Raw genomic sequence first — 22771 nt, 5'->3', positions numbered from 1 at the left:
GTGGGCAAACAGAGTGGTCGCGCCTGGTATGACCGCGCCGATTCCGCCGCCCTGCGGCCGGAAATGCCCGTAGCCGAACTCCGGTTCCACTGACGGCGATCGAGCCGTCGGTGTCGGTGCGCAGCACGGTCGCCCCCAACTCCCGCAGCCGGGCGAGCGTACCCGGCGCGGGGTGTCCGTAGCGGTTGGCCGCGCCGACGGGAACGAGCGCGAGCCGCGGCCTGACGCGGGCGTACAGCCCGGGGTCCTGATGCGCGGAACCGTGGTGGGCGACCTTGAGGACGTCCACCGGACCCAGGTACGGATGATCCCTCAAGAGGGCCTGCTGTGCGGGCGGTTCGAGGTCGCCGAGCAGAAGCAGGGTCAGCCCCGCACCCCTCACCAGCAGGGCGACGCTCGCATCGTTGGGCCCCTCGGGCGGCGGTCCTGACGACGGCGGCCAGAGCACCTCCCATTCGAAGGGCCCGGCCCGGCGCCGCTCCCCCTGCCCCGCCCGCACGATCGGCACCCCGGCGGCCGCCGCGGTCCGCCGGACGAACCCGGCCTGTCCCGGCGGCTCTTCCAGCGAGGTGGCCTGAATCACACCCACGGACCGGCCCCGCAGCACCCCCGACAGGCCTCCCACGTGGTCGGCGTGAAAATGCGTCAGCAGGAGCAGCGGCACCCGGTGCACGCCGAGGGCGCGCAGGCAGTCGTCCACCGGTCCGGGTTCCGGGCCGGCGTCCACCACCAGGGCCTCCCCGGGGCCGACGGCGAGGACGGCGGCGTCCCCCTGTCCCACCGCGCACTGGACGTAGCTCCAGTCGGGCGGGGGCCAGCCGGTGAGCGTACGGGTGAGCTGCGGCGGCCGCAGTACGGCCAGCAGCAGCATCACCGCCAGCGCCGCGCAGAGCCGCCCGCGCCCGCGGAAGCGGGCACCGCCGATCACCACGACGGCCAGGGTGGCGGCGGCCAGCAGCGCGCCACCGGTGAGCCCGCCCGGCCACGGCAGCTCCGCCCCCGGAAGCCGCGCCCCGGTCCGGGCCACGCCCGCGATCCACCCGGCGGGCACTCCCGCGCACCGGGCCAGCACCTCCGCGGCGGGCATCCACACCGGGGCCACCGCGAGGGCGGCGAAGCCGAGTACCGTCGCCGGACCTGCCGCCAGCTCGGCCAGCAGGTTGCAGGGCACCGCCACCAGGCTGACCCGGGCGGCGAGCACGGCCACCACGGGCGCACACACCGCCTGCGCGGCCGCGGCGGCCCCCAGGGCCTCGGCGAGCCGGGGGCCCGCCCCACGGCGCCGCAGGGCCTCGCTCCACCGGGGTGCGAGGGTGAGCAGTGCCCCGGTGGCCAGCACGGAGAGCAGGAAGCCATGGCTACGGGCCAGCCACGGGTCGTGGAGCACCAGCAGCAGCACGGCGGCGCCCAGGGCCGGGATCAGGGACCTGCGCCGCCCGGTGGCGATGGCCAGCAGGGTGACCGACCCGCAGGCGGCCGCCCGCAGCACGCTCGGCTCCGGCCGGCACACCACCACGAAGGCCAGCGTCAGGGCCGCCCCGCACAGGGCGGTCACCCGCAGCGAGAGTCCCAGCCGGGGTGCCAGCCCGCGCCGCTCGGCCTGCTGCGCGCGGGCGGGGGGCCCGATGAGCAGGAACAGCACCACGGTCAGGTTGGACCCGGAGACGGCCAGCAGGTGCAGCAGGTCGGTGGCCCGGAACGCCTCGTGCAGATCGGGCGGAACCCTGGACGTGTCCCCGACGACCAGTCCCGGAAGCAGCGCCGCGGCATCCGGTGCGAGCCCCTCGGTGGCTTCGCGCAGCCCGGCCCGCAGCCGCCCCGCGAACCGCTGGACGGCATCCGGGCCGCCCGTCGCCCGGGGCGGGGTGTCACCGGCCGGGCGCAGCACCGCCACGGCCCGCTCCCCGCCCCGCGCCGGGCCCAGCCGGGCGACCACCACCACCCGGGTGGACGGCTGCAGCCGGGCCCATCCCGCATGCCCGGCCAGCACCCGCACCGGGGTCTCGACCCGGGTGCTCGTCCCGTCGGGCCCGGTCACCCGGGTCACCACCGCGTCCAGCACCACCACCGGCGGCCCGCTCCCGCTCCGGGCGGCCCTCGGGTCGGAGCCGACGGTGAGCTCGGCGAGGACCCGGGCGTGCTCCCGCGCCAGCCCCGCCACCGGCCCGGCCCGCGCCTCGGCCCGCTGGAGCCCTGCCACCCCGGCCCCGGCCGCCGCACACAGCAGGGCCGCCGCCGCGGCCGGGGCGAGCCTCCACAGCGGCCCCGGACGCCGGCACCCGACCAGCATCAGCAGCCCCGCGCAGACCACCCCCAGCCCCACGCCGAGGGCGGTCCGGCCGACGGGCGCGTCCAGGGCGAGGGCGGCCGCCGCCCAGGCGGCCACGGCGGGCACCGCGAGGCGCAGATCCACCGGGCCCCGGTCCTCGGGCCGGTTCACGGCCGCACCAGCGGGCGCAGGTCGGCGAAGCGCCGCTCGCCGAGAGGCAGTCACCAACCTAGCAAAATCGCAAAGAGCGGCCCCCAGCGGTGTTGGAGCACCGGCCAGGGGCCTTGATCCGGACCACCCTTCACATCAAGGGAGCCCAGACCCATGTCAGAAGCTACACGCAGGCCCGACGCGGACACCCGCGCCCTCCTCCAGCAGATCGCAGCACGCCTCCTCGCCGAGCGGCCCGCCCACCCCATGCGCGAGACACTGCGTCTCGCCCTCGCCCTCACCTTCGCCACCCGCCGCCACGGCCACGGCACGGCACGCGCCGAGCGGGCCGAGCAGCAGATCCTCACCCACGCCCCCGCCGTCGAGAACGGCTGGACCCGCGCCCGGTACGCCGAGGCCCTCCGCGAAGCCGCAGGCGGTGCCCGATGACCACCAGCCCGCTCCGCGACCCGGCACACGAACTGCCCCCCGGCGCCCTCTCCCCCGACATCGCTCTCCAGCTCGCCCGCGAGGCGCTCGCCAAGCACGAGAACTCCAGCGTCCGCGAGCAGACCGCCATGGTCTTCGCGGCCGTCGATCTCCAGTACGCGCTGCGCACCCTCGTCGTCGCCCTCGACGCGGAGGCCGGCCGATGACCGGGGCCCGCACCGTCACGGTGCAGACCCTCGACCACGGCCCGATCACCATCCCCGAACCCGACTGGTGCCTCGGCCACGGCGGGCCGCCGGACGTCCTCGTTGACGTTCACCACACCGGGCCCGAGCACGTCGTCCGGTACGGCGGCGGGATCGCCCTGCGCGCCGAGCTCGTCGCGTTCCCGTACGGCGAGACCCCGGTACCGGTCAGCGTCCACGTCGAGCTGCACATCCCGGACGTGACCCTCGACCCGCCCGGCCTCGAAGGTCTCGCCGAGGTCCTCGTCGAGCAGGCGGCCGAGCTGCGCCGGCTGGCGCTGCGCCTGGCCGTGCTCCGCGCGGGGGGTGCGTGGTGACGACTCCTACGGCTGTCGCAGAGCGGCGCGTCAGGGTGCGCCAGCTGGCGCAGGGTGGCGCATCCTCCCGCGAGATCGCGGAGCAGGTCGGCTGCTCAAAAGACACAGTCCTCCGGGACCTCGCCCAGCCCGACCCCACCGTCGCGGCACGTACCGCACTGCGGGCGGAGAAGCTGGCGCACGCCGAGGAAGCGGTGCGCCAGGCAAGCGCCGCAGCTCAGGCGGTGATTGGCGCACGACCGTCGCATCAGATCACCGACGACGAGACAGCGCGCCGCTGGTGTGGCGCACTCCGCGCCGCGGCCGCCGCCCTCGCGGCGCAGGCCGACGCATTTTCGGAGTGCTACCCCTGCGCCACCGGCTGACCGGCGCACGCGCCGTGCTCCTCGCCGTCTTTTTCGCCACGGCGACAGCGGCCAGTGCCGCGGGGCTCGTCCTCGCGGCACCGGCCCGCGCACGTGGCCTCTACGCCGTCCCGGTGCTCGGCACCGCCGCGTTCATCCTTCTCCTCGCCGCGCTCGGCGCGGCCCTCCTCCACTGAGGACCCTCATGGACTTCCCCTCGTACGGAATCGTGTCCCTCGGCGGCGTCACCGTCGGCCTTGCCCTCCTCGGCTGGGAAATCACGATCTGGTGGCCCGGCCTGAAGCAAGCCCGCAAGGTCAAGAACCTGCTGAAGCTCGTGCCGTTCGCCGCCGTCTGGTTGTACGGCATGTGCCTGATCCTCTCCGCGGGCGGCCTCCTCGGCGCTGGCGCGGACTGGAGCCTGTGGGGCTCCTCGACCATCGGGAACGCGGCCCTGGCGTACGGCGTCGGGGGCGGTACGCCGGTCGTCACCCGCACGTCGAACCTCGTCCTCACCGATGGTGGTCACGCGGTCGTGGTGATCGCGACCGTGGTCCTGATCGCGGTGTGGGTGAAGCGGCGCGGATTCAACTGGATGGTGATGCGGGCCCTGGTCTCCGGGGTCAGCCTCGGCCTGGCCTCCGGTGTCGCGGGCGTGGCTGGCTACGTCCTCTCCCCGCTCGTCTCGACCGCGGGTGACGCGATCGTGGGCCTGCTGTGACCGGCCACTGGAGGGAGCTGTGGCAGGCCGTCACCGACGCCCGTACGGCCGCGCGCGCGTGGCTGGCCGCTGCGGGCCGGCGCCTGGCGCACGGGAACGGGCTACTGCTGGAGTCACCCGCCCGATGGTTCGACGTCCCCACAGCAGGCTCCCTGCTCGTGCGCCTGGCCGCGCCCGTGGCTGGTCTGGCGTTCGCCGGGCGGGTGTTGGAGCGGGCCCCGCACCTGATCTACGCGGTGCCGGTCGTGTGGCTGTGGGCCGCATGGTCGATGTCCGATTCGTCCGCCACTCCCCCACCGCTTCCCGGAACCCCTTCCGGTGACGTCTATGCAGGTGAGGTGCTGCGCGTGGATCGCGTCGTGAGGGGTCCGGAAGGGGTTATGTGCACGATCCACGTAGTGCGCGAGGAGGTGAAGGGAGCATGATCCGGAGCCTGTTGACCTACCTCCGCGCGGAGTACTGCGAAGCCTGCGGCTGGTGGATGAAGCCGTTCTGCGGCCACTGACCCACCCTTCTGCAACTGGTTGCACAAAGGACCCCCGAGCATGCGGAGCGCTCGGGGGTCCAGTGCTGCCCGGCCTACCGTGTTCCGCCGAACCACGGGCGGCCGGGGGCCTAGTGGAGGTCTGCCGGATCCCGGTCGGTGATCGGCCGGCACTTCGGGTCGCCGTCCTCATGGACGTGTTGGTCGGGGCGGGCCCCGGACGCCGAATCGACAGGGAACGTCCGGTACTCCTCGCTCCGAATCGCCCTGTCACACAGCCCGCAGATACGCATCAGTCCACCTCCGGTTTGGGGCAGCACCACACCTCGACGTCGAGGGAGTGGGCGCCATGTCGGCCGAACAGCCAGCCGCGGGACACGGCGCCGGTCGTGAGCCGCTTGCCGCACACCACGCAGGCCCGGCCAGCGGTCTGCTCCCACGCCAGGCCGTACACCTCGGGCAGCGGCGTCGACACGCATGCCTGACTCACTCGACGCCCTCAACGTCGCGGACACCCTGCCGCTCGCGGCAAGGCCCGCAGGCGAGTACGTGAACGCCAGGCCCGGAGTTCGCCGGACCGACGACATACCGAAGGGGTGTCTCCGACGGCCCGTTGTGCCAGTCGCACCAGTCATCGGGGCTGGTCTCGGCGCCCGCTTGTGTGGCCATGACCAGCACCGTAGGAACCCGCGGGCGGGCCCGTCCGGCCCGTTGCGCACGATTGCGCGGAGTGCCGGGCGGGTTGGGACGGGTTGCTCAGGCGGCCGCAACTGCGTGCCGCGCGCGGGCGATCAGCCGGTGCGCCTGCGCCCCGTACGCGGCGGCGGCGTGCAGGCCGTCCCATGCCCGCCCATACAGCGCGAGGTCGTCCGCAGAGTCGTAGGACAGCTCTGTGTTGACCGTCTCCACGATGACTCGCTCCTCGTCGAAGATCCAGAACCCATGCTTCGGAGTCAGCGGCAACGGCGCCCCGAGCGGCACGATGCCGAGTTCCACCGTGCTCATGCCGATCAGCCCGACGAGACGGTCGAGCTGACCCGCCATGACCTCGCGCGGGCACACGAGGACGTGCAGGGCTGCTTCCCACAGCAGGACCCGGAAGAGCTTGCCCGGCTCGTACAGCACCTCTTGGCGGCGCATGCGGGCGGCAACGGCGGCTTCGGTGTCGCGGGGCGACTGCATGAGCGCGGTGTTCGCCTCGATCAGGTGCCGGGCGTAGTCCGGGGTCTGGAAGAGTCCTGGGATCACCGTGGCTTCGTAGCCGCGCATGGTCGCGGTCTGCTGGTACTCGACGACGTACCGGTCCTGCACCGGCGGTGCCCTGCGGCGAGCTGGCGCCGCCAGGAACGCTGCTGCGACTCCAGCCCCTTGAGCCGGCTGCGGAGGTCTGCGGCCTGCTCAGGGGTGCCGGCGGCGGCCGCCCACGCATCGGTGTCGGCCTCCGTCGCGGTCTGCTTGCCGTTCTCCAGCCGGGAGACCTTCGACCGCTGCCAGCCGATCCGGGCGGCGAAGTCCTTCCCGTTCAGCCCGGCCTCGGCGCGCAGTTCCCGCAGGCGCGCGCCGAGGGCCACGCGGCCGCTCTGAAAGTCGGTGCTCACACGGACGAACGTACCTGCGCCCACACCTCGCCTGAAGGCGTAGCCAGGGGCCAGGCGCGATCCCGGGCCCGGCACGCGGCCAGGACCTCGGCGGGGTCGTCAACGACCTCGACGCCGGTCGTGACGTCCTGGTCGTCGATGTGGAAGCGGACCAGGGTCCGGGAGTCGAACAGCCAGAAGTCGTGGGCCGGCAGCTCCAGCCGTACGGACTCGGCGCGGGCGAGCACGCGGATGTCCTCGCCAGGGTTCGCGGCGGCAGCTGCCATCAGGAACCGCTGCCCGTCGGTCGGCGGCTCGTCGACGATGCGCACCCGGGAGAAGGAGGCACCCTGCTCAGCCTTCTCTCGTACGTTGACGTGCCACGGGTTGCCCGGCTCCGGGCCGGGTTCCGCGCCGCGCATGAACGCCTGGAAGCGGGCGCCGGCCCGGTCGGAGGCGTAGCCGCGGCGGGTCTCCAGCCGGAACGCGGTGTGCTCGAACTCGGCGAACAGGTGGGTGATCGCCTCGAAGGGGACCAGCACGCTCACTCCTTGGGCGCGAACCGCGTGAGCAGGTCGCGGGGGATGACGACGAATGTCTCGTGCTCGCCGACGTCGCGGAGCTGCGCGAGGTGCTCGGGGTCGGTGAGCTGGTCGCCCTGGACCACGATGTCGCCGGTCTCGACGACCTCGTACAGGGTGGGGCAGTTGCCGTACTCCGAGGTGGTGCCGATGAAGCGCAGGGTCATGGCGGGCTCCGTTCAGGCTGGTTGGGAGACCAGCATGCGGCGAAAGGCCGTTGCCCGGGTGCTGATTGCGTGAGATTGCGCGGGCAGCAGCCGCGGCCTGTCGCAGCGCGCAATCACGGACCGAAGTAGCAGAGTGTCAGAGTCTCGCCGACCGCGAAGCCGTCGCTGGGGACCTTGACCGTGCGACTCGGAAGTGAGCCCTTGGGGCAGCCGAGAGGGCCCTCAATGACGTAGCTCCCAGCGAGGGTGGGCATCATCTGCCGGACATCGGCCTCGCTCATGGCCGGGACGGCCGGGCCTTGAGCGCCAGCGGGCCCCTGCGCTCCCCGCTCTCCGGCCGGCCCAACCTCCCCTGTGCCGTCCAGCAGGGCGACAGCGCCCGCCATCGTCAGCAGGGACCCGACAACTCCGCCGAGGATCGCCGATACGAGGTGCACGCGCGCAGGTATTCCAGTCATGGCCGGATCGTAGAGCGTCTACGACGGCTGCGGGCTACCCCTATGACCTCGGCGGGACCCTCAGACGCACCGGCTCATCGAGACCGTCCCACGTGAACTCAAGAACCGCGGGCAGCACGTTCCCCAGGGTGACAAGCATCCTCAAGGTCAGCACATCATCCGGGTCGAGGATCAGATTGGGCGGCATAGGTATTGGTCGGCCTCCCATGCTGGTCAGCAGCCGCAGATTCGTCGCTGGCAAACGGCCGTGATTGATGAGATGCCACGTGCTACCTGCGTGGTGGACGAGCTCCAAATCGACTCGGGGGCGGTCGGCCTCCTCCTGGGCCAGACGCCTCGCCTCAGCATCCTGTTGTTGCAGTGCAAGGGACCCCTCGGCTGCGGCCGCCGAGCGGATAGAGGCATCTGCCGAGCGGCGAGCCTCAGCTGCAGACGCCACTGTTGCGTTCGCTGACTTCTTACTGTCGCCGCGAGCCTTCAGGCTGACAACGAAGGCCCCGCCGGCCAGCGCCAACGCGGCCCATGAGGCCGCGTCTCCCCACTCTGTTCCACTCATGCCGAGACGATAGGTGAGCAACGGGCCGCGAGATAGGGATCAGCCAAAAGCCCGGCCCCCGCATAGTGGGGCCGGGCGGGTGCTGCTCGGGGTCAGCCCTCGGCCGGCTGCTGGAGTGCCTCGGCGAGGCCCGGGACTTCCGCCTTCAGCCGCTCGATGACAGCCGCGAAGGGGGCGTTGAGCACATGGCGGGCCTCCTCGACCACGGCCCGGTCATCCACCAGGGCCAGAGCCAGCGCGGCGGCAACCATGCGGCCGGGCCGCAGGGCGGCGGCGTTGCCCTCGTCGAGGACTGCGACGTACGCGGGGTAGGTCTGCGCGCGGAAGCCGTATCGGGTCGACGGCCAGGGGCCGGCGGCCGGGTCGGTGAGCTTCAGCTCCTCGTTCATCCCGACGGCCTCGGCGGCCACGGTTTGGATCCGCGCGGTGCGGTCGGTCGTGACGGTGACGAGGTGCGCCAGCGCGGCCACAGCGGCCTGTACGGCGTCGAGGACGGGTTGGGTGTTGTCGGTGTCGATGAGGTCGCGTGCGGCGGCGGCGATGGCCTTCGCGCGGGCGTCGCGGTCGGCATCCTCGGCCTGCGTGAGCTTGCGCTCGGCGGCTTCCACGCGGAGGCCGGCGAGCTCGGCGAGCTGCCGCTGGGCGAGGATCTGCTCCCCGGTGACGTCCTCGTCGCCCTCGCGTACCCGCTCGGCCAGGTCGGCGACGAGGTCGCGGGCCTGCTCGGCCTCGGCACGGGCAGTGTCCAGCGCTGTGCGGGCCTCGGTAGGGGTGGTCATCACGCTGCTCCCCGCTCGGCGCGCTCGGCCTCGTAGCGGGCCACCCGCGCCCTGCGCGCGTCACTCAGGCGGCTCCAGCCGGGGGTGCCGAACAGCGCTGCGTCGCGGGCGAGGGCTGCGGTGAACCGCTCGCGCTCGGGGGCGGCGGCCTCGTCGGCGGCCTGCTGCCTGGCGGCTTGGTCGGCGTGGATCGCGGCCAGCAGGTTAGGCCGCGGGCGCGTCTCCTGGTTCGTCGTGTCGGTCATCGTGCATCTCCTCGCCGTAGCGGTATCGGTCGAGGTCGCGCTGTGTTGTCACCCATGTCCGGCCGACCTGCCAGGCGCTGAGCCGGCCGGACCCCAGGAGATGGGTAGCCCAGCGTCTGGAGCAGCCGAGCACCCGTGCAACCTCACTCGCTCCGAGGTTGGCTGAGTCGCCGATCACGCTTCCTTCGGAGGAAGTTGCAGGTGGCGGGGTAAGCGCTTGGGCGCCCGCGTCGAGGGCCCGCAGCAGCGCACGGGCCTCGGGGGTCAGTGCGCCGCCGGACGTCCTCGTACGAGCAGACAGGTACAGGGCGGTGGCCGCGAACACCGTGGAGGCGAGACGGGCCGGTACGACGACCGACCCGTCCGGCAGCAGCCGCGGCCCGTCAGGCGTCGACACCGGAGGCCTGTCCGCCGACCAGGGCGCCGAGCACCCGCGGCCAGTCCTCCGGGTACCAACAGGCCGTCTCGATGCCGTCGGGGAAGCGCTCCACGGGCGGCTGACGGTCCGCGCGACGCTGGCCGGTCCGCAGCCACACCAAGAGCACGTGCGGCCCCCTCGTGAGAATCAGCGACGGGTCTTCGGGGCGGGAGTTCGAGCTGATCTGGGTGTACGCCTGCCAACCGAGCTTGCGGGCCTGCGTGGTCACACGGTCGTTCCATTCGAGCTGAGCCAGGCCAAGCTTCATGAGTCCTCCAGGAGGGGACGCGCGCGGGTGCGCACGAGGGGGTACCGAACCGGGTCGGCGCGGCGGCCGGGGCCTCGCGTGCGCGCGCGAGACGTCAGCCGCCGCGACCGGACGTCAGATGGGGGTGTTGTCGTGGATCTGCTGGCGGGTCTGGGCGAGGGCGGCGAGGAGTTCGAGGTGGTCTTCGTCGGTGCGGGTCCAGCCGTTGAGGGCGATGGCGATGTGGATGAGCACGTCGTGTCGTGTGGCGCCGGCTTGCACGAGGTCTCGGGCTTCGTGGCCGAGTCGGAAGAGTCGCTGTCGGAGGAGGTCGGTCATGGGTGTCTCTGCTTTCTGCACTTTCTGCACGGTCACCCGGGGGTGAGGGGTGACCTCCACACCCCCGGGCATCTACTCATAGTGACCACTAACTACTATTAGTAATGGTTACTGGTAAATGGCCTTTCTATGGCGGTGGTTCCTTTCGTGCGGAAACCCTGGAGGGAGTGCAGAAAGTGCAGGAAGTCATCTCGGCGGCTCCAGCACCCTCGGGTGAACCAGGAATCGGGGCGCCGGAGGGCGGCCCCCGGTGGGCTCCGGTGCCGGCAGGAATCGGATCCAGCCGTTGCGGTCCAAGACCAGGAGAGCTGCGGCGACGTCTTCGGCCCCGTCGCACCAGCTCTGCCCGTGAACGCCACGGCGGACGTCGGTGACTGAGACGGGCCCGGCCGGCTGCTTCTTACGCAGCCATTCGAGGACCGCGCGGGCCGGGCCAAGCTTCGACTGCTTCTCTGCTGACATCAGGTCGACGACCAGACGGGCGTGCCCGAGCAGGTACGGCACGAGCGCCACGGCGTTGGCCATCGTCTTGCTCGACACCGTGAAGGACGACGGCGCGTCGAACAGCGTCATCACCGCGGCCAGGCGGAGGATCTGCCCCGGCAACTTCTTCGACCAACCCTCCACAGCCGTCAGGTCGCCCGGTACGAGGTGGCGGCGCTCCCAGTCCTCCCAGAACGCCTTGAAGATGGCTTGGGCGTCCTCGTCGAGAGCCATCTCCCGGAGTTCGGAGTCGTCCCAGATGAGCTTGATCATGCGCGTAATGGACTCGGCGTACCGGCGGCGGACGTCGTCCGGGATGCGGGCGGTGTCGTACGTCCGCTGCCCGACCAGGGAGGCGGGCACGGCGAAGATGAACCGCCCGGTCAGTCCGCGGGCCTCGAACACCTCGGCCGTGTCCCCGAGCCCGGACAGCAGGCCGGGCTGTACGGCCAGGGCGAGCGTCAGACTCGGCCGGTCCAGGAACAGCGGGGGCCCGCTCTTCCGATTGACGGTGTGGGGCTCGTGCGACCACGCCTTGAGGACGATCTCCAGGTTCGGCTGGTTCGAGTACCGACCGCCGATGTTGCCGAGGAACCCGCCCTCGGCGGAGATCACGGCCAGCCGCTCACCCTGCTCCGCAAGTACGCCGGCAGCGGCTTCCGGAGTGGTGTCATCAGCGAGCATCTGCGTGATCACCTTGGGCTCGCCAAGTTGTTCCAGCTCGTCGCGCACGGCGTCCAGCTCCTGACGTGCCTTCTGCCTCGCCGGAGCCCCCTTGGTCTTGATTACCTGCGTCTCTGCCGCTGCCACGCAGGCTTCGGCGATGCGCCTGTCCTGCTGGTCACGGGCCACGGTGAGCTTGTCTGCGGCCTTACGCCGCTGCTCCTCCTGTGCGAGCGGAGCGACCATGGCCGCGCGTGAAGGCGACTTCTTCTCACCCGGCGCGGCCACCGTCATGCAGTAGAGGGTCACCGGCTCCGACCAGTCAGGCTTGGGACTCACGGTCCGTCGCCCTCCGATGGCTGCGGAGGCGGCGGCCATGCCGAACCAGGCCGGGATGTCGACCGGCACTTGCAGAGACGTGGACACGGCCGCAGCCATCTCGCCGATAGCCCCGAGCAGCTTCACGTCCAGCTCGGGCGGTGGGGGCGGGGCAAGCCGTACGGGCTCCTCCCATCCGTCAGGGGACGGCGTCTCCTGCTGCCTGGGGAAGTCGCTGCTACTGCCCGCTCGGGCCGGGGGCGGCCAAGGGTGTCGGGGCTGCGCCATGCCGGCCCGGAGCCCGGACTCGATGGTGGCTCGCGCCCGGCCCTCCGGATGGTTGCCCGCGTGAGCCGCGGCGAGGAGGTCGGCACGGGCCTCGGCCTCGGTGAGTGCTCCGGCCCCGACGAGCGAGCCCAGGGCGAACGCGGCGGTGTTGATGGCGTTGTTCTGCTCGCCCTCCGCCGCCCGGGTGATCGCGTCGCATTCCGCCTGCACCACCTTGCGGGTGTACACGTCGTGGCGGTCGGCGGGGATGACGATGTCCGTCGCGGGTCCGACGGGGGCGGAGACGCGCGCCTGGAGGGCTTCCAGGAGCCATGCGGGCGCCGCAACGGGCGGCTGCTCCGGATCCTCCAGGGTGTAGACGACGCCCGTTGCGTGGACGGAGCCGGGGCCGATGACGTACGCGTTGCCCGCGCGGACGTCCCCGTCGAACTTGCCTTTGAGGGCTCCGAGTCCGTTGCCGAGCTTCAACCCTGCGGGGGTCCATACGTAGTCATGGTGGCCCTTTGCCGTACCGACCCGCATGGTGGAGGGCCAGGTCTCGCCGAACGCCTTGGCGACATCCTCGATCGCGCCCGGGCGGTCGCTGTCCACGACGAGCAGCTGTTCGCCGTTTGGGCCGCGGCTGCCCCCCACGTAGACGCCCACGTTGCGCGGCGCCCCGGAGAACAGACGGCGTACCTCCTGCTCGTCGCGGTACGTGGTCTTGGTGAACGGTTCGGCCGGGTGCTTACCCCGGTCGGCGCAGGTGTTCGCGTCGTGTCCGTAGCCGATGCCGGCGCACCGTTCGGCGCCCGGGTGATCTGCCGTGAACACCGCGAACTGCCGCTGAGCGAGCCAGAGCGCGCCCGCGAGCGGCGTCTCGGCTACGGCCTGCGGGTCGACGGCGTGCGTGGTCACCGGTGGTTCTCCGTCTTCTCCGTCGCGACTTCCTCGGCGAGGGCCAGGAGGTCAGCGACCCAGCTCCGGGCGGCCGTGCGTACGGCGCGGGCGGAGGGCTGGTCTTCGAGTGAGGCTCGGATCGAGCCCAAGGTCAGAACCCGGCGGGCCCGCTCGGCGCGTGCGCGCTTCAACAGCGGGTCCGTGTACGGGCAGAACGGCCAGTCGCCGCCGGGCACGCCCGAAGGCCCCTCCACCGTGGCGGAGGGGCTTCCGGTCGTACGGGTGGTGGTCACCGCGCGGCCTGAGCGCGGACGTCGCCGAACAGTCCGGCGACCTGCTCGAGGATGGCCTTCGAGTCGCCGGCCTCCCAGATGAGCCCGGCGACGAGGTCCCAGAACTTGACCATCTCGGGCGGCATGCCCTCTTCCTTCATCTCTGCGATGTCGACGAGGACGGCGATGGCTCGGGGCTTGAGCGGGGGCAGGTCGGCGCGGCGGCAGGCGTCGCGCAGTTCGGGGTTCCGCAGGTTGTCGGCGTAGGTGCTCGCCGGGCCGGTGGCCGGGGTGATGGCGGCGAGGGCGGCGGCGGCCGGGATCCGGCTGCGCTGGTCGGCGTCGTATGTGACGAGGGCGTCATCGCGGAGGGCGAGCGCGGTGGTGGAGGTGCGTGTCATGATGGAGCCATCCGTTCTGTCGAAGCCTCGGGGTCGCCTGCCAGCGATTGAGCCCCGGGGCTTTGGCGTGTCAGCTAGCTGTTTGCTGTGGAGCGGATTCGGCGGGAGGGTTCGGGGCCGCAACCCCGGCCCTCCCCCTCGTCGTTGTGGCCCGTTCCCTCAGGCCGAGCAGCGCGACGATCCGCCGCGCCTGGCCTTCGGTGAGCGGCCGGTCTTCGTAGAGGTCGGCGAGTGTGCGTTGCACCTACGCCGCCTCCTTCATGGCGACGAGCGCGTCGACGTAGCGGTCGAGGAGCTCGCCTCGCGGAGTCCGTACGCCCTTCTCCCAGTGGGAGACGGCGGCCCGGGTCACTCCCACGGCGTCGGCCAATTCCTGCTGCGTGAGTCCGGTGGCTTTCCGCAGTTCACGCCGCTCGGGCGGGGGCGGAAGGCAGCGCCGGACGTGCAGCCGAACGCGGATGCGATCCGCTGTATCGGTCATGTCACCAACGGTAGGCCCACCCCATGTGTTTGTCCAGCAGGTAGGCCGACCTCATGTGTTCAATCTCGCGGTGAGCCCAATCCGGCCTTTTTGGCCGTGGCCCGTTGACCTGCTGTTGCGGCGAGTGCGACATTCAGGGGGTGAGTAACCCCCAAGAGGCAGAGACGTCGTTCGCTGAGCGGTTCGCCAAGGTGACCAGCTTTCAGGAGCCGAGCAAGGCCGAGGCTTCGCGCGGCGTGGTCAAGAAGTTCGCGAAAGGCGGCACTGACTGGCGCGCGAACGGGGACGTGTCGCGCGGCCCTCAGGGGCTGGTCATCACCCGTCTGGAAGTGCGGCCGCACGGCGAGGCCGGCGCGAGCGTGACCTCTCGCATGCTCCGGGATGTACCCGTCGGCGCGATCCTGGATGACGTCCGGTATCACCTGGCGATGGAAGAGCTGAAGGGCACGCCGACCGTGGGCGCGATCACGAGCACGGTGTTCACCGGCCAGACTCCTACCCAGACGGCCGACGAGATCATCGCTGCGAGCACGCCGGCCAAGGCCGCGCCGGGGCGGGCAGCACTCCCGGACGAGTTGATGCAGGCGGTGGCGGAGGGGTACATCGCCGAATCGGCCGCCGGCAAGCCGCGCGGCGCTGTGAAGCGGCTTGCCGCCGCCCTCGATCGGCCCGAGGCCACCGTGTCCGGCTGGGTCGTGAAGGCGCGCAGGGACGGCTGGTTGGGCCCTGGGGCGGCCGGGCGAGAGGGTGCCGAGCCTGGCCCGCGCCTGCTCCAGGCCAACGCGGAGCAGACGCGGGAGCGGTTCGGCGACGAGGGCTAGTCGAGCGGCACCAGCCGGCCGGGGTTGAACTTGTTGCCCGCGCTCCGGTCGTGCGGCAGGACGTCATAGCCGGGCACTAGGGCGAGGACCACGTCTCGCCGCTCCGCTGGCGTCAGCCGCTCCCACCCGGCCGCCACGTCGCCCTCCAGCAGCGCGCGGAGAACCCGCGGGGCCCGGGAGTGGATGAGGGCCCGCGACTCCTTCACGCGGGCCTCCACGATCCGTCGAGCCTCGGTGTACTCGCCGAACGTGATCTCGCGGCGGGCCCACATCGCGGCCATCTGCTTCAGCTGCGCCTCGTCCTCGGCAAGCTCGGCGCGCGCGTCCGCGGTCGTCTCGGTGTCGGCAACGTGCCGGAGCTGCGCCAGGACGGCCGGCTTGCTCAGGAGCTCCAGAACCTGCCGTTCTACCTCGCCCTCGGCGAACGCAGCCTTGACCGCGATCTTTCCGCAGCCACCCTCGGGCGTGGCGCACCAGTACCGCACCCCGCCGTTCCCCTGCCAGCCCAGGAGCATGCGCTGACAGAGCGAGCACCGGAGGACACCGGTCAGCCAACGCTGCAAGGTGAGGTCGACACTCCGGGCGCGGCCAGCCAGCCGCGCGCAGATCCGCTCCCACGTCTCGACCGGGATGATCGGCTCCCACACGGCCTTGCCGACCACCTCCCCCCTGTAGGCCCGCAGGCCCGCCACTGAGGGCTTCGTGACGACCGACCGGACCGACCGGTCACCCCAGGGCCTCCCAGTCACCGTGGGGACCTTCCGGCGCTCCAGGTCCGTGGCGATGGACGTCAGGCTTTCCCCGACCTCGGGCACGATCTTCGCTGCCTGCTCTGCGGTCCAGCCGTCCCACTCTCCGAGGACCCGGGCGCCGATTTCCCGCAGGATCGCTGCCTCGGCCTCGATCGGCTCGTGTCCGTCGGCGGTGTACCCGTACCCGCGGAAGCCGCCGCCGCCCGGCTTGCCCTCGGCGGCCAGCTCCTCGTGCTTGCGGGTGACGCGCCGGGCGGTGTCGCGGCTGCTCTTGTTGGCCACGGCGACCATGACCCGGGCCATGGTGATGTTGGCGTCGTTGTCGAGCCTCAGGGAGCCCGTGACGGACTCCACCGGGATCCGGGGCCGGCGGGACTCCACCACGTCGATGAGGTCTTCAAGGTCGCGCGGGTCGCGGGCCACGCGGTCCAGGTCGTCTGCGATCAGCCCGTCGCACTCGCCCGAGGCCAGCAGCTCCAGTGCGCGGCGGAAGCCGGGCCGGACGGTGCGGAGCGCGGTGGATCCGTCGGGGAGCTTGATCTTGCGCCGCTTGAACGCGGACGTGTCGTCCTCGGGGATGACCTCCGCGATCCGCCAGCCGAGCCGCTCGGCGAGCGCGCGGCCGTCGTCCTCCTGGCGGCCGATGCCCTTGGAGAACTCGGCGCGCCGCCGCTTCCCCTCACCCTCGACACCAGTCTCCTCGGCGTCGTCCTCGGGCTTCCGGTAGCTGATTCGAACGAGCAGCACGGCCCTTGTTGGCTTCATGGTCATAGGTTAGCGTCTACATGTAGGATCACCGATGCCGTCGACCTGGCGGAGCTCCTCCACGGAGCGGAAGCCGCCGCGGGCGGTACGGAAGTCGACGATGTGCTGCGCCAGCACCGGCCCGACCCCCGGCAGGCCGTCGAGCTGGGCGACCGTGGCCGAGCCCAGACTGAGCGGGCCGGGAACCGGTCCGCCGCCCGCCCCGCCCGGTGGCGGCTGCGCGGGCGCGCCGACCACCACCTGCTCGCCGTCCACCAGCACTCGGGCCCGGTTCAGCCCGGTGGTGTCGGTGCCGGGGCGCACTCCCCCGGCGGCGGCCAGCGCGTCCTCCACCCGCGAACCGGCGGGCAGCCTGCGCACCCCGGGATCCCGGACCCTGCCGCTCACATCGACGACGATCCGCACGGCACCGCCGGCACCACCGGCACCACCCGCGCCCCCGCCCCCGCCCGGAGCCGCCGCGGGTGCCCCGGATGCCGTGCCAGCCGCCGGTACCGCGCCCGGGGCCGTCACCGCGGGCACGGTCACCGCGCGCGGCCGGGCCGACCAGTACTGCTGCCCGGCGAAGCCGACGGCGGCGACCAGCACCACCCCGACCGCGGCCACCGCGCGCGGCCTTACCCCGCATCGGTCCTGCAGCCACAGCGGCAGCCGCTCCCGCACGGCCAGTCCCCTCGCGGCCCCCTGAGGCAGCCCGGCCGCCTCCTCGGGCGGTGCCTGGGCATCCGCCCCGGCCGGGGCCGCGGGCGGCCCCTGGGGCGGCACCGGAGCGGCCCGCGGCGGGCCGCTGCCGCCCAGCAGGGCCTCGGCCCGCAGGCGCACCGCGCCCGGCTCCGGTTGGGGAACCCGTCGGCCACGACGGGTGGTACGACGACGGCCGAGCCGGGCGTCGGCAGGGCGGCTGCCGGAGAGACGCCTGCCGGCGCGACGGGCGTCGGCGAGACGGCTGTCGGAGAGAGGAGGGCGGCCCGGTCCACTGGTGGCGCCCGACGGATGCGAAGCATGCGTTCGAAGAGTCATGCCACGACCGTAGGGGCCGGTCGCGACCTCCGTTCGGAGGCTTCAATTCCGGTGGACAACAGCCCCGTTGTGGATATCCGGGCCACTCGTTCCGGTGATCAGCGGGGCGAGACGACCGCTGCCAGCAGCCCGGGCCCGGTGTGCGCCCCGATCACCGCGCCGACCTCACTGACGTGCAGCTCGACCAGGCCGGGGATGCGCTCGCGGAGCCGCTCGGCGAGCTTCTCGGCCCGCTCAGGGGCCGCCAGGTGGTGCACGGCCACATCGACGTCGGCGGACCCGGCGCGCTCGACGGCCAGCTCCTCCAGGCGGGCGATGGCCTTGGAGGACGTACGGACCTTCTCCAGCATCTCGATCCGCCCGCCGTCCAGCGTCAGCAGGGGCTTCACCGCCAGGGCGGAGCCGAGGAGGGCCTGCGCGGCCCCGATCCTGCCGCCGCGGCGGAGGTAGTCGAGGGTGTCGACGTAGAAGTACGCGGACATGTCCGCGGCCCGCTTCTCGGCGGCCGCCACTGCCTCGTCCACGGACCCGCCCGCCTCGGCCACCTCGGCGGCGGCGAGCGCGCAGAAGCCGAGGGCCATCGCGACCATGCCGGTGTCCAGGACACGGACGGGTACGGGCGCGGTCCTGGCAGCGACCACGGCGGCGTCGTAGGTGCCGGAGAACTCGGCGGAGAGGTGCAGGCTGACGATGCCGGTCGCCCCGGCGTCCGCCGCCGCCCGGTAGGCCCGGACGAACTCCTCGGTGCTGGGGCGCGACGTGGTGACCGAGCGGCGCTTCTGCAGGGCCAGGGCCAGGCTGCGCGCCGAGATCTCGGTGCCCTCCTCGAGTGCCTCGCCACCGAGGACCACGGTGAGCGGGACGGCGGTGATTCCGTGCCGCGCCATGGCCGGTCGGGGCAGGTAGGCCGTGGAATCGGTGACGATGGCGACATGGCGGGACATGAGCCGGAGGTTACCGCCAGTGGGGACCCGATGGCAGCCCGGGCCCGTGACGCGACCGTCGGCCGTGCTCCCGGCGGCGGCCAGAGCCTACGGCACGAGCCCCGTCACCACCCGCGAGGCGTGCCCGGCAGCCCGGCCCCGCCGCCCCAGGCAGACCGCACCCCGGCATCGCCGGCCGGCCGCACGTCGGCAGCCCTGTCCGGACCGCCCGCGCACCGCCCCGCCCCATCCGTCGCCTCAGGTCGTGCTCTCCGGCCGGCGCGTCTTCTGCCAGGGGTACTGCGGCGCCGGAGCGGCCGGGTTCAGGGCCGCCTGCGGCTGGTCCGCGCCCCACCCTCCCGGAGCCTGTCCCGCGGCCGCACCGGCCGCCGCGGGCTGCCCGTGAGCATGCCCCGGAGCCTTCGCCGGACCCGCCGCAGCCTCGTTCGCCTGCGCCGCGTCCCACTCGGCGGCCGCCGCCGCGAGGTCGTCCACCGGCTCCCGCTGCCAGTCCCGCAGCGCGTCGGACTCGACCTCGATCTGGGCCGACAGCGTGGACAGGTCGTCCTGCGCAAAGCGCTGGGCCCGGTCCCGCGCGGCCCACCGCAGCGAGTCCGCGGCCTGCTTGATCTTGGCCGTCCGCTCCCTCAGGTCCGGCAGGCGCTCCGCGATCCGCCCGCGGTCAGGGTCCTGCTCCAGCCGCTTCAGCTCGTCGTCGAGCTCGCGCCCGTGCGCGCTCAGCCGCTCGAACAGCGCGATCGACTCCTGCAGCGAGGCATCCACCCGGACCCCGTCCTGCAGCGCCTGCTCCGTGGCGCGCATCGAGGTACGCAGGTCGAGCCGCAGCTGCGCCAGCGCCCCTGTGACCCCGACCTGGCCGAAGCTCTTGGCGCGCAGGGTGGTGTCCTCCACGGTCCGGCGCGCCTGTGTGATGGTCCGGTCCACACCGCGCTTGGTCGCCTGCACCACCTTGACGGTCGCGTACACGCCCAACCCCAGGAAGGTGAAAAGCACCATCAGCGCGAAGATGATCAACGCGGCCTCCATGAGCGTCCCTTCCCCAGTCCCCGACGGCTCTTTTCCGTCACCTCCACCGTAAACGCCACAGGCAGGCCAGGGGTTCCATTCGAACCCCCAACCTGCCCGTACGGGATCACCCCTATGCGGGGCGCGACCTCAGATGACGATGTTCACCAGCTTCGGCGCGCGCACGATCACCTTGCGGATCTCCGCGCCGCCCAGCGCCGCCACGACACCCTCGTCGGTCACGGCCAGCTGCTCCAGCTCCGCCTCCGAGATCGTCGGCGACACCTCCAGCCGGGCCTTGACCTTGCCCTTGACCTGCACGACGCACGTCACGCTCTCGTCCACGACGTACGCCGGGTCCGCCACCGGGAAGTCCTGGTGGACCACGGACTCGCTGTGGCCCAGGCGGTGCCACAGCTCCTCCGCGATGTGCGGGGCCAGCGGGGCGACCAGCAGCACCAGGGCCTCGGCGACCGAGCGCTCCAGCGGGCGGCCCGCCTTCGTCAGCGCGTTGTTCAGCTCGGTGATCTTCGCGATGGCGGTGTTGAAGCGCAGCCCCGTCAGGTCCGCGCCGGCCCCGTCGATCGCCTTGTGCAGCGCGCGCAGGGTGTCCTCGGCGGGCTCCGCGTCGACGACCGTCACCGCGCCGGTCTCCTCGTCCACGATGTTGCGCCACAGGCGCTGCAGCAGCCGGTACTGGCCCACCACGGCCCGGGTGTCCCACGGACGGGAGACGTCCAGCGGGCCCATCGCCATCTCGTACAGACGCAGCGTGTCCGCGCCGTACTCCTCGCAGATCTCGTCCGGCGTGACGGCGTTCTTCAGGGACTTGCCCATCTTGCCGTGCTCACGCTTGACCGGCTGGTCCTGGTAGAAGTAGCCGCCGTCGCGCTCCTCGACCTCGGCCGCGGGCACGTAGACGCCGCGCGCGTCGGTGTACGCGTACGCCTGGATCATGCCCTGGTTGAAGAGCTTGTGGAACGGCTCCGCCGAGGAGACGTGACCCAGGTCGAACAGCACCTTCGACCAGAAGCGGGCGTACAGCAGGTGCAGCACCGCGTGCTCGGCGCCGCCCACGTACAGGTCGACACCGCCGTGCGGCGCGCCCTCGCGCGGGCCCATCCAGTACTGCTCGATCTCCGGGTCCACCAGGGCCGAGGCGTTGTTCGGGTCCAGGTAGCGCAGCTCGTACCAGCAGGAACCGGCCCAGTTCGGCATGGTGTTGGTCTCGCGGCGGAAGGAGCGCACGCCCCGGCCGTCGCCCAGGTCCAGCTCCACGTTCACCCACTCGCCGTTGCGCGACAGCGGGGTCTCCGGCTTGGACGTGGCGTCGTCCGGCTCGAAGGTGCGCGGGGAGTAGTCCTCGACCTCCGGCAGCTCCAGGGGCAGCATCGACTCGGGCAGCGAGTGCGCGACGCCGTCCTCGTCGTAGACGATCGGGAAGGGCTCGCCCCAGTAGCGCTGCCGGCTGAACAGCCAGTCGCGCAGCCGGAAGTTGACCGTCCCCTCGCCGATTCCGCGCCCGGCCAGCCAGTCGGTGATCGCGGCCTTGGCCTCGACGACGCCCAGGCCGTCCAGCGAGATGCCCTCGCCCGACGAGTTGACCAGCTTCGCGTCGTGGGAGACGAAGGCGTCGTCCCACTCGGCCGGGTCGGTGCCGCGGCCGTCCGACGGCTCCACGACGCAGCGCATCGGCAGCTCGAAGGCGCGCGCGAACTCGAAGTCGCGGCCGTCGTGCGCCGGGACGGCCATGATCGCGCCGGTGCCGTAGCCCATCAGCACGTAGTCGGCGATGAAGACCGGGACCCTGTCGCCGCTGACCGGGTTGACCGCGTACTCGCCGGTGAAGACACCGGTCTTGTCCTTGGCCTCGGCCTGCCGCTCGACGTCCGACTTCGCGGCGGCCTGCTTGCGGTACGCGCCGACGGCCTCGGCCGGCGTGGCGTGCCCGCCGGTCCACACCTCGTGGGTGCCCTCGGGCCAGGCGGCCGGGATGAACTTCTCCACCAGCGGGTGCTCGGGCGCCAGCACCATGTAGGTGGCGCCGAACAGGGTGTCCGGACGGGTGGTGAAGACGGTGATGGCCTCGTCGCCCAGCGCGAAGTCGACGCGCGCGCCCTCACTGCGGCCGATCCAGTTGCGCTGCTGCAGCTTGATGGCCTCGGGCCAGTCCAGCGCGTCCAGGTCGTCGATCAGCCGGTCGGCGTAGGCGGTGATCCGCATGTTCCACTGGCTCAGCCGGGACTTGAAGACCGGGAAGTTGCCGCGCTCGGACCGGCCGTCCGCGGTGACCTCCTCGTTGGCCAGTACGGTGCCCAGCCCGGGGCACCAGTTCACCGGCGCGTCCGAGGAGTACGCCAGCCGGTACTCGTTCAGTACGTCGGCCCGCTCGGCCGCGGTCAGGGCGGCCCAGGCGCGGCCGCCGGGGACCTCACGGGAGCCGTTCTCGAAGGCGGCGACCAGCTCGGCGATCGGCCGGGCCTTCTTCGCGTCGGCGTCGTACCAGGAGTTGTAGATCTGCAGGAAGATCCACTGGGTCCACTTGTAGTAGTCCGGGTCGATCGTGGCGAACGACCGGCGCTTGTCGTGGCCCAGGCCCAGCCGGCGCAGCTGGACCTTCATGTTCTCGATGTTGGCCTCGGTCGACACGCGCGGGTGCGTGCCCGTCTGCACGGCGTACTGCTCGGCGGGCAGGCCGAAGGCGTCGAAGCCCAGGGTGTGCAGGACGTTGTGGCCGGTCATCCGCTGGTGGCGGGCGAAGACGTCGGTGGCGATGTACCCGAGCGGGTGTCCGACGTGCAGGCCCGCACCGGAGGGGTACGGGAACATGTCCATGATGAACTTCTTGGGCCGTGCGACCACCGCGGGGTCACCGGCCAGGTCACCGGTCGGGTTCGGGGCCTCGTACGTGCCCTGCGCGTCCCAGACGTCCTGCCAGCGTGCCTCGATGTCGGCGGCCATGGCAGCCGTGTAACGGTGCGCCTCGGCCGCCTCGGGGGCCGGGGTGTTCGTCTCGCTCATGATTTCTGAAGCTCCATCGATCGTCTCTGCCGTCTCTGCCTGCCCAAACGAAAAAACCCCTCGCACAGGAGGGGACGCCGCGCCGGGTCCGACCGTCTCGAAGGGTCGGTACTGATCAGCGCGGCTCGGTAAGCAGAAGGCGTACGGCACGCATGGCGTCAGGGTACCGCAGCGGCCCCTTCCGACGCTCGGCCGTTCCACCCGGTGACACAACGAGAAGCGGGGGGGCCCCGGGCGGGGGGGCGCGGGGTGAGTGGGGGGGTGAAGTTTATTTATATCCCTGACACCCGGCAAGCCAGAAGGCCCGCGGA

25 protein-coding genes and 2 pseudogenes are annotated in these 22771 nt (G+C 72.2%); 8 read left to right on the top strand and 19 right to left on the bottom strand.

Annotated features, from left to right (window positions below; genetic code table 11):
- Positions 1 to 64: 64 nt before the first annotated feature.
- Positions 65 to 2290 (bottom strand): annotated as a pseudogene (locus ACWGE1_RS11055) (ComEC/Rec2 family competence protein); the annotation flags it as partial.
- A 303-nt stretch (positions 2291 to 2593) separates the two neighbouring features.
- On the opposite strand from ACWGE1_RS11055, the gene ACWGE1_RS11050 reads away from it, so the two are divergent.
- From ACWGE1_RS11050 to ACWGE1_RS11020, 7 genes are read left to right on the top strand one after another with little or no spacing between them, the layout of a single operon-like run.
- Positions 2594 to 2869: a hypothetical protein gene (locus ACWGE1_RS11050; RefSeq protein ID WP_453420219.1), complete on the top strand. Its 276-nt coding sequence runs from the start codon at positions 2594 to 2596 to the stop codon at positions 2867 to 2869.
- Positions 2866 to 3075 (top strand): hypothetical protein, encoded by a 210-nt coding sequence (locus ACWGE1_RS11045; RefSeq protein WP_453420218.1) that lies wholly within the window; start codon positions 2866 to 2868, stop codon positions 3073 to 3075. Before ACWGE1_RS11050 ends, ACWGE1_RS11045 begins: the two co-directional genes overlap by 4 nt.
- On the top strand, positions 3072 to 3431 hold the full coding sequence (locus ACWGE1_RS11040; RefSeq protein WP_453420217.1) for a DUF6907 domain-containing protein: 360 nt from the start codon (positions 3072 to 3074) through the stop codon (positions 3429 to 3431). Before ACWGE1_RS11045 ends, ACWGE1_RS11040 begins: the two co-directional genes overlap by 4 nt.
- A 35-nt stretch (positions 3432 to 3466) precedes the next feature.
- Positions 3467 to 3796, top strand: coding sequence for a hypothetical protein (locus ACWGE1_RS11035; protein WP_453420216.1), 330 nt, complete (start codon positions 3467 to 3469; stop codon positions 3794 to 3796).
- The gene (locus ACWGE1_RS11030; RefSeq protein WP_453420215.1) at positions 3772 to 3972 is read left to right on the top strand and encodes a hypothetical protein; all 201 of its coding nucleotides are present in this window, start codon (positions 3772 to 3774) and stop codon (positions 3970 to 3972) included. Before ACWGE1_RS11035 ends, ACWGE1_RS11030 begins: the two co-directional genes overlap by 25 nt.
- A gap of 8 nt (positions 3973 to 3980) precedes the next feature.
- Positions 3981 to 4496 (top strand): hypothetical protein, encoded by a 516-nt coding sequence (locus ACWGE1_RS11025; protein ID WP_453420214.1) that lies wholly within the window; start codon positions 3981 to 3983, stop codon positions 4494 to 4496.
- Complete coding sequence (locus ACWGE1_RS11020) at positions 4493 to 4921, top strand: hypothetical protein (RefSeq protein ID WP_453420213.1); 429 nt, start codon at positions 4493 to 4495, stop codon at positions 4919 to 4921. Before ACWGE1_RS11025 ends, ACWGE1_RS11020 begins: the two co-directional genes overlap by 4 nt.
- A 351-nt stretch (positions 4922 to 5272) precedes the next feature.
- Here ACWGE1_RS11020 and ACWGE1_RS11015 read toward each other — a convergent pair whose 3' ends face one another.
- The 13 genes and pseudogenes from ACWGE1_RS11015 to ACWGE1_RS10955 all read right to left on the bottom strand — a co-directional run bounded on the left by ACWGE1_RS11015 (position 5273) and on the right by ACWGE1_RS10955 (position 14132).
- Positions 5273 to 5455 carry a hypothetical protein gene (locus tag ACWGE1_RS11015; RefSeq protein ID WP_453420212.1) on the bottom strand — a complete coding sequence of 61 codons (183 nt, stop codon included), beginning with the start codon at positions 5453 to 5455 and terminating at the stop codon, positions 5273 to 5275.
- Between the two features lie 281 nt (positions 5456 to 5736).
- Positions 5737 to 6578 (bottom strand): annotated as a pseudogene (locus ACWGE1_RS11010) (helix-turn-helix domain-containing protein).
- Complete coding sequence (locus tag ACWGE1_RS11005; protein WP_453420211.1) at positions 6575 to 7099, bottom strand: DUF6879 family protein; 525 nt, start codon at positions 7097 to 7099, stop codon at positions 6575 to 6577. Before ACWGE1_RS11005 ends, ACWGE1_RS11010 begins: the two are co-directional and overlap by 4 nt.
- Positions 7100 to 7101: 2 nt before the next feature.
- On the bottom strand, positions 7102 to 7305 hold the full coding sequence (locus ACWGE1_RS11000) for a hypothetical protein (RefSeq protein WP_390546189.1): 204 nt from the start codon (positions 7303 to 7305) through the stop codon (positions 7102 to 7104).
- Positions 7306 to 7418: 113 nt separating this feature from the next.
- Positions 7419 to 7763, bottom strand: coding sequence for a hypothetical protein (locus ACWGE1_RS10995; protein WP_453420210.1), 345 nt, complete (start codon positions 7761 to 7763; stop codon positions 7419 to 7421).
- Between the two features lie 648 nt (positions 7764 to 8411).
- A complete protein-coding gene (locus ACWGE1_RS10990; RefSeq protein ID WP_453420209.1) occupies positions 8412 to 9098 on the bottom strand; it encodes a hypothetical protein in 687 nt (228 codons plus the stop codon).
- Positions 9098 to 9343 (bottom strand): hypothetical protein, encoded by a 246-nt coding sequence (locus ACWGE1_RS10985; protein ID WP_453420208.1) that lies wholly within the window; start codon positions 9341 to 9343, stop codon positions 9098 to 9100. The genes ACWGE1_RS10990 and ACWGE1_RS10985 overlap by 1 nt, the downstream gene beginning before the upstream one ends.
- A gap of 383 nt (positions 9344 to 9726) precedes the next feature.
- The gene (locus ACWGE1_RS10980) at positions 9727 to 10029 is read right to left on the bottom strand and encodes a hypothetical protein (protein ID WP_453420207.1); all 303 of its coding nucleotides are present in this window, start codon (positions 10027 to 10029) and stop codon (positions 9727 to 9729) included.
- Positions 10030 to 10143: 114 nt separating this feature from the next.
- The gene (locus ACWGE1_RS10975) at positions 10144 to 10347 is read right to left on the bottom strand and encodes a hypothetical protein (protein WP_453420206.1); all 204 of its coding nucleotides are present in this window, start codon (positions 10345 to 10347) and stop codon (positions 10144 to 10146) included.
- A gap of 186 nt (positions 10348 to 10533) precedes the next feature.
- A complete protein-coding gene (locus tag ACWGE1_RS10970) occupies positions 10534 to 12996 on the bottom strand; it encodes a DUF3987 domain-containing protein (protein ID WP_453420205.1) in 2463 nt (820 codons plus the stop codon).
- A complete protein-coding gene (locus ACWGE1_RS10965) occupies positions 12993 to 13271 on the bottom strand; it encodes a hypothetical protein (protein WP_453420204.1) in 279 nt (92 codons plus the stop codon). Before ACWGE1_RS10965 ends, ACWGE1_RS10970 begins: the two co-directional genes overlap by 4 nt.
- On the bottom strand, positions 13268 to 13651 hold the full coding sequence (locus ACWGE1_RS10960) for a hypothetical protein (RefSeq protein ID WP_453420203.1): 384 nt from the start codon (positions 13649 to 13651) through the stop codon (positions 13268 to 13270). The genes ACWGE1_RS10965 and ACWGE1_RS10960 overlap by 4 nt, the downstream gene beginning before the upstream one ends.
- A gap of 244 nt (positions 13652 to 13895) precedes the next feature.
- A complete protein-coding gene (locus ACWGE1_RS10955) occupies positions 13896 to 14132 on the bottom strand; it encodes a helix-turn-helix domain-containing protein (RefSeq protein WP_451694371.1) in 237 nt (78 codons plus the stop codon).
- Positions 14133 to 14272: 140 nt separating this feature from the next.
- Here ACWGE1_RS10955 and ACWGE1_RS10950 point away from each other — a divergent pair, with 140 nt between their 5' ends.
- Positions 14273 to 14953: a hypothetical protein gene (locus ACWGE1_RS10950; protein WP_453420202.1), complete on the top strand. Its 681-nt coding sequence runs from the start codon at positions 14273 to 14275 to the stop codon at positions 14951 to 14953.
- On the opposite strand, the gene ACWGE1_RS10945 is transcribed toward ACWGE1_RS10950, so the two are convergent.
- From ACWGE1_RS10945 to leuS, 5 genes are all read right to left on the bottom strand, one after another.
- Positions 14950 to 16470: a recombinase family protein gene (locus ACWGE1_RS10945; RefSeq protein WP_453420201.1), complete on the bottom strand. Its 1521-nt coding sequence runs from the start codon at positions 16468 to 16470 to the stop codon at positions 14950 to 14952. The genes ACWGE1_RS10950 and ACWGE1_RS10945 overlap by 4 nt on opposite strands.
- 9 nt (positions 16471 to 16479) lie before the next feature.
- Positions 16480 to 17292, bottom strand: a complete 813-nt coding sequence (locus tag ACWGE1_RS10940; protein WP_453420200.1) for a helix-hairpin-helix domain-containing protein — start codon at positions 17290 to 17292, stop codon at positions 16480 to 16482.
- A gap of 296 nt (positions 17293 to 17588) precedes the next feature.
- Positions 17589 to 18434 (bottom strand): DegV family protein, encoded by an 846-nt coding sequence (locus ACWGE1_RS10935; protein WP_453420199.1) that lies wholly within the window; start codon positions 18432 to 18434, stop codon positions 17589 to 17591.
- 237 nt (positions 18435 to 18671) lie between these two features.
- A complete protein-coding gene (locus ACWGE1_RS10930) occupies positions 18672 to 19460 on the bottom strand; it encodes a hypothetical protein (RefSeq protein WP_453420198.1) in 789 nt (262 codons plus the stop codon).
- Between the two features lie 129 nt (positions 19461 to 19589).
- Positions 19590 to 22460, bottom strand: coding sequence for a leucine--tRNA ligase (gene leuS, locus ACWGE1_RS10925; RefSeq protein WP_453420197.1), 2871 nt, complete (start codon positions 22458 to 22460; stop codon positions 19590 to 19592).
- Positions 22461 to 22771: the final 311 nt, after the last annotated feature.

It is taken from the genome of Streptomyces sp. NPDC054932 (genome assembly GCF_053610205.1).
This window is presented reverse-complemented; position numbering and strand designations above follow the sequence as displayed.

What these genes read in the sequence shown, in the direction of transcription:
- ACWGE1_RS11050 (WP_453420219.1), top strand. Translation starts at nt 2,594, where the DNA reads ATGTCAGAAGCTACACGCAGGCCCGACGCGGACACCCGCGCCCTCCTC.
- ACWGE1_RS11045 (WP_453420218.1), top strand. Translation starts at nt 2,866, where the DNA reads ATGACCACCAGCCCGCTCCGCGACCCGGCACACGAACTGCCCCCCGGC.
- ACWGE1_RS11040 (WP_453420217.1), top strand. Translation starts at nt 3,072, where the DNA reads ATGACCGGGGCCCGCACCGTCACGGTGCAGACCCTCGACCACGGCCCG.
- ACWGE1_RS11025 (WP_453420214.1), top strand. Translation starts at nt 3,981, where the DNA reads ATGGACTTCCCCTCGTACGGAATCGTGTCCCTCGGCGGCGTCACCGTC.
- ACWGE1_RS11000 (WP_390546189.1), bottom strand. Translation starts at nt 7,305, where the DNA reads ATGACCCTGCGCTTCATCGGCACCACCTCGGAGTACGGCAACTGCCCC.
- ACWGE1_RS10995 (WP_453420210.1), bottom strand. Translation starts at nt 7,763, where the DNA reads ATGACTGGAATACCTGCGCGCGTGCACCTCGTATCGGCGATCCTCGGC.
- ACWGE1_RS10990 (WP_453420209.1), bottom strand. Translation starts at nt 9,098, where the DNA reads ATGACCACCCCTACCGAGGCCCGCACAGCGCTGGACACTGCCCGTGCC.
- ACWGE1_RS10985 (WP_453420208.1), bottom strand. Translation starts at nt 9,343, where the DNA reads ATGACCGACACGACGAACCAGGAGACGCGCCCGCGGCCTAACCTGCTG.
- ACWGE1_RS10980 (WP_453420207.1), bottom strand. Translation starts at nt 10,029, where the DNA reads ATGAAGCTTGGCCTGGCTCAGCTCGAATGGAACGACCGTGTGACCACG.
- ACWGE1_RS10975 (WP_453420206.1), bottom strand. Translation starts at nt 10,347, where the DNA reads ATGACCGACCTCCTCCGACAGCGACTCTTCCGACTCGGCCACGAAGCC.
- ACWGE1_RS10960 (WP_453420203.1), bottom strand. Translation starts at nt 13,651, where the DNA reads ATGACACGCACCTCCACCACCGCGCTCGCCCTCCGCGATGACGCCCTC.
- ACWGE1_RS10955 (WP_451694371.1), bottom strand. Translation starts at nt 14,132, where the DNA reads ATGACCGATACAGCGGATCGCATCCGCGTTCGGCTGCACGTCCGGCGC.
- ACWGE1_RS10945 (WP_453420201.1), bottom strand. Translation starts at nt 16,470, where the DNA reads ATGAAGCCAACAAGGGCCGTGCTGCTCGTTCGAATCAGCTACCGGAAG.
- ACWGE1_RS10935 (WP_453420199.1), bottom strand. Translation starts at nt 18,434, where the DNA reads ATGTCCCGCCATGTCGCCATCGTCACCGATTCCACGGCCTACCTGCCC.
- ACWGE1_RS10930 (WP_453420198.1), bottom strand. Translation starts at nt 19,460, where the DNA reads ATGGAGGCCGCGTTGATCATCTTCGCGCTGATGGTGCTTTTCACCTTC.
- leuS (WP_453420197.1), bottom strand. Translation starts at nt 22,460, where the DNA reads ATGAGCGAGACGAACACCCCGGCCCCCGAGGCGGCCGAGGCGCACCGT.